Source organism: Bremerella sp. JC817 (assembly GCF_040718835.1).
In the GTDB taxonomy this organism is placed as follows: domain Bacteria; phylum Planctomycetota; class Planctomycetia; order Pirellulales; family Pirellulaceae; genus Bremerella.
This window is the reverse complement of the sequence record NZ_JBFEFG010000280.1, coordinates 1,126,974-1,138,401: the sequence shown is the minus strand read 5'-3', so window position 1 is coordinate 1,138,401 and position 11,428 is coordinate 1,126,974. Positions and strand designations below refer to the sequence as shown.

12 protein-coding genes and 1 tRNA gene are annotated in these 11,428 nt (G+C 56.2%); 6 read left to right on the top strand and 7 right to left on the bottom strand.

What is annotated here, in order from left to right:
• Window positions 1-47 precede the first annotated feature (47 nt).
• From AB1L30_RS23065 to AB1L30_RS23045, 5 genes are all read left to right on the top strand, one after another.
• The gene (locus AB1L30_RS23065) at window positions 48-170 is read left to right on the top strand and encodes a hypothetical protein (RefSeq protein WP_345088293.1); all 123 of its coding nucleotides are present in this window, start codon (window positions 48-50) and stop codon (window positions 168-170) included.
• A gap of 4 nt (window positions 171-174) precedes the next feature.
• Window positions 175-1,029: a hypothetical protein gene (locus tag AB1L30_RS23060; protein WP_367016401.1), complete on the top strand. Its 855-nt coding sequence runs from the start codon at window positions 175-177 to the stop codon at window positions 1,027-1,029.
• A gap of 24 nt (window positions 1,030-1,053) precedes the next feature.
• On the top strand, window positions 1,054-1,263 hold the full coding sequence (locus tag AB1L30_RS23055; protein WP_367016399.1) for a hypothetical protein: 210 nt from the start codon (window positions 1,054-1,056) through the stop codon (window positions 1,261-1,263).
• Between the two features lie 305 nt (window positions 1,264-1,568).
• Window positions 1,569-2,018, top strand: coding sequence for a hypothetical protein (locus tag AB1L30_RS23050; protein WP_367016397.1), 450 nt, complete (start codon window positions 1,569-1,571; stop codon window positions 2,016-2,018).
• A 33-nt stretch (window positions 2,019-2,051) separates the two neighbouring features.
• Complete coding sequence (locus tag AB1L30_RS23045) at window positions 2,052-2,537, top strand: helix-turn-helix domain-containing protein (protein ID WP_367016395.1); 486 nt, start codon at window positions 2,052-2,054, stop codon at window positions 2,535-2,537.
• 236 nt (window positions 2,538-2,773) lie between these two features.
• On the opposite strand, the gene AB1L30_RS23040 is transcribed toward AB1L30_RS23045, so the two are convergent.
• The 7 genes from AB1L30_RS23040 to AB1L30_RS23010 form a co-directional block, all read right to left on the bottom strand.
• Window positions 2,774-2,856: transfer RNA gene (locus tag AB1L30_RS23040), tRNA-Ser, on the bottom strand.
• Between the two features lie 108 nt (window positions 2,857-2,964).
• Complete coding sequence (locus AB1L30_RS23035) at window positions 2,965-4,011, bottom strand: phosphatidate cytidylyltransferase (protein WP_367016393.1); 1,047 nt, start codon at window positions 4,009-4,011, stop codon at window positions 2,965-2,967.
• A gap of 15 nt (window positions 4,012-4,026) precedes the next feature.
• Window positions 4,027-4,638 carry a lysophospholipid acyltransferase family protein gene (locus AB1L30_RS23030; protein WP_345088316.1) on the bottom strand — a complete coding sequence of 204 codons (612 nt, stop codon included), beginning with the start codon at window positions 4,636-4,638 and terminating at the stop codon, window positions 4,027-4,029.
• 124 nt (window positions 4,639-4,762) lie between these two features.
• The gene (locus AB1L30_RS23025; RefSeq protein ID WP_367016391.1) at window positions 4,763-5,989 is read right to left on the bottom strand and encodes a glycosyltransferase; all 1,227 of its coding nucleotides are present in this window, start codon (window positions 5,987-5,989) and stop codon (window positions 4,763-4,765) included.
• 20 nt (window positions 5,990-6,009) lie between these two features.
• On the bottom strand, window positions 6,010-7,527 hold the full coding sequence (locus AB1L30_RS23020; RefSeq protein ID WP_367016389.1) for a lipopolysaccharide biosynthesis protein: 1,518 nt from the start codon (window positions 7,525-7,527) through the stop codon (window positions 6,010-6,012).
• Window positions 7,524-8,393 carry a polysaccharide deacetylase family protein gene (locus tag AB1L30_RS23015; RefSeq protein WP_367016388.1) on the bottom strand — a complete coding sequence of 290 codons (870 nt, stop codon included), beginning with the start codon at window positions 8,391-8,393 and terminating at the stop codon, window positions 7,524-7,526. Before AB1L30_RS23015 ends, AB1L30_RS23020 begins: the two co-directional genes overlap by 4 nt.
• A gap of 10 nt (window positions 8,394-8,403) precedes the next feature.
• Window positions 8,404-9,402 (bottom strand): GNAT family N-acetyltransferase, encoded by a 999-nt coding sequence (locus AB1L30_RS23010; protein WP_367016386.1) that lies wholly within the window; start codon window positions 9,400-9,402, stop codon window positions 8,404-8,406.
• A 549-nt stretch (window positions 9,403-9,951) separates the two neighbouring features.
• Between AB1L30_RS23010 and AB1L30_RS23005 the strand changes: the two genes are divergently transcribed.
• Entirely contained in the window at window positions 9,952-11,421 is a 1,470-nt protein-coding gene (locus tag AB1L30_RS23005; RefSeq protein ID WP_367016384.1) for a hypothetical protein, read from the top strand.
• The last annotated feature ends 7 nt before the right edge of the window (window positions 11,422-11,428 follow it).

The following is an 11,428-nucleotide window of genomic DNA, read 5'->3' as shown; positions in this document are numbered from 1 at the left end:
TTAACTCGTTAACAACGAACTTCGGCAAATGAAAAAGGAAACACATCATGAGTGATGATGGCGACGGCGGAATCATGGGTTGGGTGATCTTCATCCTGATCTTTGGGGTTGGCAACTTGATCCTGTACATGACGACCGGGATCTTCTTCATTCCAATTCCACGACGATAGAGACGTGAGCACGACCCAGTCTCCTCCGGCAACTTCTCCGCCCCGAACTCCGCCCCCCAAGTATTGGATGTGGCCGATTCGCATTCCGGCGAAGATTGCCTCGCGAACCTTGCGCATGGCGCGGAAGCTCGACGATCGACTCGCGCCGTGGTACCTCTGGTACCCGGCCGCGATGATCGCTGGCTCGCTTCCGATGCTGGTGGCCTATTTGCTAGGTACCCCCGGCGGCCAGCTTGGTTCGTCCTTGCTGTTAACCCCGCTGCTGGTCGCGGCCGTATCGCGAGATTCGATGCTGCGCGGCCTGGGTGCGTTGGCCCTCGGTTTTCTGGCCCACTGCGCCCTGGTGATCACGTTGACCTACAACGATCCCAACGGAGTCGCGGCGATCTATCCGCGCGGCGAAGATTATTGGCAGGTCACATTGCAGTGGGTCTTATCGGGCCAAAGCCCTGAATATGAACTAAGCCATTGGCTTTGGGCTCATGTTCAGTTGATGCTCGCGTCGACCTTCTTCTCGTTCACTTCGCTCGGCTCTGTCACCTTGTGGCAAGGTTTTCAGGAAGTCGACTTGATGAACTGCTATGTCGGCAACATGCTGATCCACTCGAAGAACCCATTCACCACGCTGCTGGTGGGCTGGCACATCTGGTCGATCACGCGTGGGCTGGGCTACCTGCTGCTGACGTTCGAGGTCACCAGCTACTCGCTGGAAAGAATGACCAAGGTTCGTCTCAGTACTCGCCTGCGGCGCATCCGGCGCTGGCAGATCGGGATTGGCTTCCTGGTTCTCGACGGCGTTTTGAAATACAACCTGCTGGAGATCGTCCGGCAATCACTCGAAAACAACCTGACAACGTGATCCACTCTCGCAAGGAGAATGCATATGGTTAAGGGCCCCGGCTACACCATCGACGACCTGATTTATTACACCGGCCTCTTCGCAGGCCTGATCGGAACCTTCCTGACGCTCAACGCAGTCGTCCCGGAATGGCCCCACATCGCCAAGCTGATCATCGCCGGTATCGTCGGCATCGGCCTGGGCTGGTGCTGCACCACCTTCTTCAGCCGCAGCAGCAACGACCGCTTCGACTAATACTCCCTGGCCGAAAACTACCCCCAAGAAACAGCAAAAGGACTTAGGCCATTAAGGCCTAAGTCCTTTTCTGCTCGAATTTTACCGTAAGCGGCGAGTTCGGAATAGATGGATCGAAATTGATTACCGTAGCCTACGATACCTCGCCACCCTGACAAACAGTTCGATCAATATAATTTTCCAGCCGACTGAGAATGTAGGCTTGTCAGGAAATCCAAGATTGTATATTTTACTTGTCTTCCGACAAAAACGTTGTATAATCTCAAGGCATGGAGGCCAAAACATCGATAACGGAACCTATCGCCATGAACAAAGAACACAAGCCGACGGATGGTGGCAGAACACATAGATCGCACGACATCGTTGTCCTGGCGAAGGCAGCGAAAGAAGGCCACGATATCCTATCAGAAGGTCAATATCTTCACGTTAAGGATCTGATCAAGCTGCTAGTCGATTTTGGATCCCAGAACTACCAAGCGAATCTCAGGGTAGAGCAATTCGGCGAATTCTGGGAATTGAAAGAAAAGGGAGGGATGCTCGGGAAGATTAACCTCCGCGTCTATTTTAGGTTCAATGAGGTCAGCAACGAAATTGTTGTTCTCCACACGTACAAGAAGGAAGATGATGGGGCCGCACCTCCCTTCATCATGAAATTACTTCGCAACCGTTGGAACCACTACCTTAACGGAACCTTTGATACCAATTTGATCCGTTACTCTGTCAGCAAGGGTACTCGCGTGACACCGGAGCCGTGATCAAATTGGATTGGATTGGAGCCAATACATATTATGAACACCACAGCACACGCAAATAACGACCACTCAGAATTGCTTCTATGGAGGGACCAACTCGCCAAGGTCCTGGATAACTTACCGACAGAAACAGGGGAAGATTTAATTGATCTTCTGAAAATGCTCTTCAAGGAACAGGATCCAACTCTAAAACGACAAATTGGCCAAGCAATAGAGGAAATTCTCGTTCCCGATTCGATGCTCGTAGACTTAAAACCTGAATATGGGCTGGAAAATGAAAGCTCAGAGGTAAGGGAGCGTGTTGACAAGTACCGTCGTAAAGTTGGCAAAGTAGTGCGAGAGTTGCGTCGCCAGAAATCGATGTCACAAGAAGAACTAGCGGAACGTGCTGGCATCTCACAGAGTCACCTGTCGAGGTTGGAAACAGGCTTGCATGTGCCAACCTCCACTACTATGGAGAAAATTGCTGATGCTCTCGGAGTACATCCCTCGCAACTTGATCCAGGGTTCCCCAACGAGTGAACTAGCTAGCTTGATAATTTTGTCATAGTCGCTTTCGGAAACGGGAAAAGCAGCAAGGCCTCATACGACTGTTATGAGGCCTTTTTATTTCGCCTCGTGAGCGAAACCACGGCTAGAGGAGAACAACCCCGATTATTGTATCCACCAATATGCAAATGCAGCTTGCCCCCAAGAAACAGCAAAAGGACTTAGGCCATTAAGGCGTAAGTCCTTTTCTGCTCGAATTTTACCGTAAGCGGAGGACAAGGGATTCGAACCCTCAACCGGTTACCCGGCACTTGATTTCGAGTCAAGCTGCTAGCCAGTTCGCGTATCCTCCCGGTTTGGAACTCTCCAGTTTATCGACTCTTGGAATCTGATCAACCGGTGGTCCGCCACGAAAGTGGCATGATTTTTTAAGAGGGGCGATCTTCGCCCGAGGTTCACGCTAGCTGCCGGCCGTTGTGAAGTAGTACCGCGTCAGGTGGAAGAAGACCGGGGCGGCGAAGCAGATGGCGTCGATTCGGTCCAGAACGCCTGCGTGCCCTTCGACCAGGGTTCCATAGTCCTGAACGCCACGGTCTCGCTTGATGGCACTCATGGCCATTCCGCCGGCGGCTCCCATGACCGAGATAATGATCGCCATCACGGCACTTTGCCAAGGATTGAACGGCGTGGCCCCGGTCAGGCTGAGCATCGCCCCCACGACCGCCGTCACGCCGGTTCCGGCAAAGAAGCCTTCCCAGGTTCGGCTGGCGTTGATGTTCGGGGCAATCACATTCTTCCCCAGCAGTCGGCTACAGACGAAGTGCAGCAGGTCGCTGAGCTGAGCGATCAGCAGGAAGTAAAACAACAGACCCGCCGTGCTGCGATGCGAGTACTCGGGATCGGTCCAGTCGGTCAGATACAGCAAAGCTGGAGCGTAGCTTAACGAGTAAACGCAGATGTAGAGCCCGGCCTGGATCTTGGCGATACGCTCTAAAAACCGCTTATAGTCCCCTGCCACGGCGATTCGTGCGGCAACGAACAGGAAGCCGTAGACCGGGATCAAGATGCTGAACAGTTCGTACTGCGATTGCCCCATCGCCACCAGCACATACTGGGCAGGAGTCAGCACGAAGAAGACCCAGAACAACGTACGATGGTCGCCCAGGCGGGTCGGCGTCAACGTAATGAACTCGCGGAGCGCCCAGAACGAGATCAAGAAGAACAGGATCACCGTCGCCACCGGCGAAGGAATCATGAAGGTGACTGCCAGGATCGCCGTCATCAGCCACCAGGCTCGCACGCGGCGAATGAAGGCCTGGACGATGGCGGGGTTCACGCTCGAGTCAGGCTGACGCCGGAGGATCTGCCCGGCCCCGGTGGCAATCAACAAGCAACTGATCACGACCCCCAGCAAGATCCCGGTGGCACCATCCAGCAGAAATGCCGTTTGTTGGGCCAACAACGGTGCCAAAAGGTTCGTGCTAAAGGATTGATGCAGCAAGTCCATGGTGTCGCTTCAGCGTCAAACGTCTCGCAATCGAGAAACCGATTCTCGGGCACGAGCCAGAAAGTCCGCTTTGGGTTCGCCGTTCTCTAGCCAGATTGGCGGTCCGAAGATCACCCGGCTCAACAAGGGGACCGGCAAGTATTCCCCTTTCGGCAAAATGCGAGTCATATTGTCGACGTAGACCGGAATCAATTCCAGGTCGGGTCGCTTCTTCGCCAGGTAAAAAAGCCCACTTTTGAATTCGCGGAGCGTCGTTCCGTCGTTTCGACTTCCCTCAGGGAAGATAATCGCCGAATACTTGTCGCCGATTTCTTTCAGCATCGATTCCACAGGGCTGCGATGAACTTTGATGTTCTCGCGATCGATCAGCATCGCATTGAGCGAGCGCGCCAGGTAACGTCGAAACCAGCCGCGATCCCAATAGTCTTTCGCCGCCACGGGCATGGTCAGTTCTCGGCAATGCTTGGGAAGCGAAGCCCAGATGATCACGGCGTCGATATGGCTGGTGTGGTTCGCAAAGTAAATCCGCTGACACGTGTCGGGATGGCTGTCCACCCAGCGCACGCTGCTGCCGGCGACAACTTTCGCCAAGCCGGCCAAGAACGGACCCGTCAGATTGAACTTCACCTTGCGACTGACCCCTGGGACAGCAAACCAATTTTGCAGACCTGATTCGATCTGCTCTATGGTAACGCACCGTCGCCAAGACGCCTAGCCGTTGAAAGAACGAAACCCGTGTGCTGACAGAAGGTTACGATGCCTTCACGTCAGACGGTTTCCCCAGCAGAACACCGCTTGAAACGGGCTGCAGCACGGTGCTCGCCGCCTTCAAAGCCTTTTGCCGATAGACGGTTGTGATCAGGTCCTGGTAGCCCCCCACCATCGCGTCGAGCGAGCCGTAACGCAGCACTTTCTCGCGCGCGGCGGCTCCCATTTCGGCTCGCAAATTGGCTCCCTGGCTCAGGGCAATCATCGCATCGGCGGTCTCGTCGAGGCTGCTTGCTTCGACCAACAAGCCATTCACGCCGTCGTCGACCGCATCCGGAATGCTCCCCACCCGGGGGGCAACGATCGGCAATTGGCAAGACATCGCTTCCAGAATCGAGACCGGGCTCGCTTCGTTCTTCGAGGTCAGCACGAAGGTATCCATCCCGCACAGCAGGTCTGGAACATCGCTCCGGCTGCCCATCATCGTCACATGATCTTGCAGACCAAGTTCGTCGCGCAAGGCTTCGATCGCAGGTCGCTCAGGGCCGTCGCCGACGATCACGAAGTGTGAACGAGGGCAACGCTTCACCACGCGAGCGGCGGCGTTCAGGAACAACGCATGATCTTTCTCTGGTCGCAGTGCAGCAACGATGCCACTCACCGCCGTGTCGTCACGGACACGCCATTCGTCACGCACTCGTCGCCGGACTTCCGGATCGACCACGAATCGATCGGTATCGATCCCGTTCGGAATGACCGTCACCTTTTCGGTCGGAAAGCCTTCGACTTCAACGAGGTGCTTGCCGTGCGGAGCCGCCACGCCGATGAATCGATCGGTGATCGAGGTCAGGCGACGATTGAGCCAGTTGATCGAATCAGGCCAGCCGGTCGAGTGAATCGCCGAGGCGATCACCGGCACGCCAGCCAGCCATGCACAAAGACGTCCCCAGAACATCTTGTCGCCTGCACCAACCGTCACCACGGCATCGATCTCGCGAACGCGAAACAGTTCGCTGAGTCGCGACACGACTCGCAGGTCGTACTTGCTGCTGAGCATCTTATGGAACGTGGGCACTTCCTGCTCCATAACCACACCCAGCGGGCCGAGGTCTTTCATGCAGCACAGTTCCGGAGCGAAGCGAGAACGGTCCATGCGACGAATCAGATTCACCAGCAAGGTTTCAGCACCCCCGACCGGCATGCTGGTTACCAGGAACATGACACGCAACGGGCCACGGTTTTCCAGCGGTTTGATTGTTCGTCGTCCCATCGTCTTTCCCTTGCAGGTGCTCAGCGAAATCTCTTGGTGAGCACGCCAATGCCGTCGAGTAGTTGTTGTTTTTCTTCTTCGTCAAACAGCCAGTTGGCTGTCGTCGCTTGCCAGGCCAGCACAATCCACAGGGCAATCGCTGGCATCCAGCCCAGCCCCAACAGCAGCGGTGCGGCGGCAAGCAGCAAGGTGGCAAGCTGAACCTGCATGCCATGTCGTTTGGAAAGTATCAGCGCCAACGAGATCGCAATGGCGTTGGCTAGTGCCGTGGCAACCACCGCTCCGGTGAGTCCCCACATCGGCAGCAGAATCGCATTCAAGGCAACGTTCGCTGCCAGGCCAATCCCAAAGACAATCGCCCCGGCGTGGGTCTTCTCGGCACAGCAGAAATAAAGCATCGCGCAGCCACTGAGGCTGTACCAGACGCAATAAGTCAGCGTCCAAGGCAGCACCTGCAAACCCCCGCTGTACTTGCCCTCGAAGACATATTCAAACAGAAACGGCGCGGTCATCCCGATGACGATCGCTCCGGCCATCATCACCATCGAGGCCATCTTCAGGAGCAGATTGATCTGCCGCCCGACCTTGTCTCGGTTGCCACTTTCCCAATCGGCCGACAGGTGAGGCAGCAAGATTCCACCAAACAAGTTGGCGACTGCCACCATCAACCAAGGCACGACGCGGCTACTGTGATAGTCGCCGACCAGCGTGATACTTTGCTCCGGCGAGAGGCCGCTGAAATGAACGATCATGTAGCGGTCGACCACTTCAAACAAGTTTGACAACAAGTTGATCGCCCAAAGCCAGGCCGCAAACGGAAGCAGCTTGCGCCAGAATTCGCTTTGCGCAGGGACTTCGTTGCCAAGGGGCAACGTCTGCCAATCACGGATCAGCACCCAGACGCCCATTGCCACAGTCACACTACAGGCCACGCCGTACGAAATGATCACGCTCTCGGCGCTGGCTTCGTACCACAGTAGAAGCCCCAGACCGACGACGGCGAACAGCACGCTGTTGACAAACTGCAAAGCCGAAACCATTCGCATCTGCCGCATGGCGATGAACAGTTCGACGAAATAGTTGAAGCCAATCACGGCCGTTAGCGTCAACGCCACCACCGGAATGATCGAGGCGAGACTGCGATCTTTAAACAGCACCACCGCGGCTTGTTCGTGAAACAACCACAGCGCACTGCATCCGACCGCCGACAAAACCACCGTGGCGATCGTTGTGCGATAGAGAAACGTGCGCAGCTGGCCCTTCTGTCGGTAGTGCTCGACATAGCGGCCGAACGAACCTGGGATACCCAGCACGACCAGCGGGCCGGCCAACATCAGAAAACCAAACACCAGGTCCCACAGACCGAGTTGTTCCGCCGGCAGCCAACGGCAAAAGAGCACCCCGCGCACGAAGCCGATGCCGCGTTGGAACACGGTCAGCATCGCCAACAGCAGCATGCTTTCCGCCAGCGACGTCGTACGAAACGAATCGGTCTCTGGCAGAGGCGCCGTATTGTCGACCGACGAGGCAGAACTCATTCGCTGCCTCCCAGGGGACTTACGGGCTTGGTGTAACGCGGCTGATACCGCGGCACGCCATTCACCTTGCGGGGATCGATTGTCAACCAGTTTCGCAGGCGAGCCATATCCGGGTCGCCATGAATGCGTTGGATGTGATACGGATCGTCGCCAGGGAAGTTGTATCCACCGTAGGCCGAGCAGAACCCTTGGATTCCCTTCTCACGCAGCAAATTGATCGCCGTGTCGTTCAAGTTGGCATGCTGACCAAACGGAAACGCAAAGTAGCGAATCGGCTTCCCGATCAGTTGCTCCAGACCTTCGGTTGCAAAGATCACTTCATCTTTGAGCAGCAGAAGATCACGCATCTTGCCGACGTCGGGATGGGTCCGCGTATGTCCACCGATTTCGATCCAAGGGCTTTGTGCCATCTCGCAGATCTGCGGCAGGGTATTCGGCGGAGCGTTAATTCCTAACTCGGCATCATGCGGAAATGGCCTTCCTCTCAGAACGTTCTCGAGCGTCACGAAGTAAGTCGCCGGCATCTCGCGGCGAATGAGTTCGCCAATGGCGAAGTCGCAGTTCTCGCTATAGCCATCGTCGAAGGTGATCGCCACGCAAGACTTGGTGTTATAGCGCGAGGCAATCCGCCGCTGCGCTTCTTCTAGCGAAACCACGTCGAGGTGGGCCTGCAACCAGTCCAGGTGCCGACGAAAATCATCGTTGGTGATGGTCCACGGATTCAAGTTGATATCGGCGACGCGATGATAGAACAACACCATCACCGGCGCCATCGCCACGCGGGCACGCTCCTTGCGAAAACGAGCTCGCCAGGGCCACGTCGCGGCACAGTAACCATCGATCAATGCACTTTTGATTCGATCCATCCGTTCCTCCTCAATCTTTCCCCAACGAAGCTTTAAACCAGCTTTTCACCTGAACCTGCGTCGACCAGATCCCGTGACGGATCAGGCCAGACGTGGTGTTGGGTACTACTCGGATCGTCTCACAAACGCGAGGCTCGGCTCGCCAATGGGCTTTGTAAGGTTCGTCGCCACGCAGAAAATCGACCGCGGTCTTACCTTGTTCGATCGCGCGACGGATGACGGCAATTTGCATCAAGCTGCCCGGCTCTTCTTTGATTCGGGCCGGGTCGATGCCGGCCTGATAGGCATAACAGATCGTATCGGTCGGAAAGTGAATCTCTGCCGCGATCGGTGCCCCGTCCAGTTCCAGCCATAAGATCTCGCAGTTGCCGCTGGGGATCATTTCGTTGGCCGCTTCGTACAAGAAGCGGCGGAAACGATCGCACGCGAAGCAGCCTGTCTGATCGAGTGTCTTGCGGCGGCGCGTGTGCAGATCGATCAATATCGGCATCGCTTCGTCGATCTGCGTAATGCTGTTGCAAACATGCAACTGGCAACGATCGGTGTCGAAGACGCGTTTGATCAAACGACGAATCTGCTTGCGATGCGACTTCGACTGCAGCATCTCGAACTCGTACCAGCTTTCCGGAAGCTCGAGCCGCCAGCAATTCTGAGCCGGTCGTCGACGGACCATGGCTTGGGCGCCGGCGAGTTGCCGGGTCAGCTCTTCGACCAGCGGCGTGCCCGACTCGATGCCATCCAGTTCCATCGCATCCCACGAGTCGCTCGTCGTCAGTGCTTCCAGCAACCAATCGACCAGGGGCGAAATGATTCGGTTTTCGTAACCAGGGGCGGCGAGCAGATCGAGGTAGTCCGAACAGACTTCGCCATCGCCTAGAAAGCGAAGCGTACGTCCACCTGTCTTGCCGGCCGAACGATAGAACGGAGCCATCCCTACCAGGCGATCGCCGTCGAACACTCCCAAGAGATACAGAGGGCAATCGTCCGCGTAGCGTCGCCACCACGACATCAACCATTCGAAGGTTCGAAATGGAACACCTCCGGCCATACCATTCCAGGCGGAACGCCAAGAGGCCACCGATTGAGCATTCGTAAACCGTTCGACATGCATGATTTTTTGAGGGGACGATAACGCGTTTGGGGCCAAGGTTTCCACCGCGCAAACCGATACCATGGCGGCCCATAGACTCTCAAACATTCCCCACTGCTAGATAAATGCAAACGAAGTCTTCGCGGATTGAATAGGATCGCGAACCAAGGTCCACGATTCGTTTCCGCAACGCATCACATGATGCTTTTTCGCCACATCGCATCCTGTTTTTGCATCACCAATGCCCCAGCATCCTGGGGTGTACGAATTGCGTTTAAGTGCTTTCGACACGAAGACTTCCAGACGCAAATGGAGAGTTATGCCGGAAGTTTGGCATCCCCTTTGCCTATTAGGTCCAGCGAATCGGGGTTGTGGGAAGCAACGCCCAGGGTCGTATGCCCTTGGCTTGCTTCCCGCACCTTTTTTTGTTTCTTGCTTCTCGCTTGCCTATCGACTGAGGCACTTCTTATGTGGAACCCGGCCGACATTCTTTATGCCCTTCTCCACTATCGATTCCGCTGGATTGTTCCGATGGTGATCGTTGCGGCAGGTGCCTTGATCTACGCCGCCATCAAACCGAATTCGTGGGACGCCACGCAAGCAATTGTGCTGCGCGACGAAGCAGTCAGCAGCCTTGGGCGCCCCGGCGAATTCAATCGCATCGAAGATATGAAACACGCCCAGGAAACGGTCCTGCAGTTGACCCGTTCGCGGGAAGTGATCGAGGCCGCCCTCATCCAGTTGGGTCCGCCAGCCGATCGCTGGACCACTTCCACCTGGCCATCCAAAGACGACATCGCCTCGGCTCGCAAATCGATCAGCGCTCATTCCCCGAGTGGGACCGAGTTCGGCACGACCGAGATGCTGTACATCAGTGTTGAAGCCGACACGCCCGAGCGGGCCCGGCAGTTCAATCAATTGATCTGCGCCGAGCTCGATCTGAAGCTGGGCGAAATGCGAAACGACCGAGCCCAAAGCCTGGTCGACGAATTGAACTACCGCGAACAACAAGCAGGCGACGCCTTATCGAGCGTGACCGGGCATCTTTCCGAAATGGAATCGAACGTCGGAACCGACCTCGCCGAGCTGCGGATTTTGAACGAAGTCGGCTCCGGCAACGGTAACCTTCGCGAGCAAATGGTCGAAATCAAAAACGAACTGCGTGCCGCAATGGCCAACCAGCAGAGCTCGAACCAACTGCTTCAGATCCTGGCAACTGCCCAGCAAAACACGAGCGAATTGATCGCCACGCCGAACCAATTGCTCGATTCGCAGCCCGCCCTTCGTCGCTTGAAAGATGGCTTGATTGACGCTCAATTGCGGTCGGCTCAACTGCAAGGGATTCGCACCGACGACCACCCTGGTGTGATCGCTGCTCGCCATGCCGAAGAAGAGATTCGCGCCCACCTGCATCAAGAGATCGGCCTGGCCATCAGCGGGCTGAAAGCGGAACAAACGGTCAATGCCAGCCGCATCGCTCAACTGGAAACGATGCTCGACGATGTCAGCCTGCGAATGACAAAGCTCGCGTCGCTCCGGGCGAGCTACAACAACCTGGTAAGTGAAGTCCGCGAGAAGAACGACAAGCTGACGAGAATTCGGACCGACTTGGCCGATGCCCGCAGTTCCGTTTCGGCAGCGACCACAACCAGTTTGATCACCAAGGTCAGCACGCCCGAGGTAAGCGATTACCCGGTCGGCCCTTCGCGAAAGCTGATTGCCGGAGCGGGTCTGCTGGGCGGGCTGTTCTTTGGGATGGGTGTGCTGGTGCTGACCACTTCGCCCATGCCGTCACATCCATCACAACCGCTACCATCGGCAAACAGCCAGACGAATGGTTCCAGTAGTCCATCGTCCGAGGCTCCCCACGCTGGGCATGGCCTATCTTTGAAGGAGGCCTTATTTCACCTCGCGAACCGGACGCCATCGACCAATTGAGCTTCGG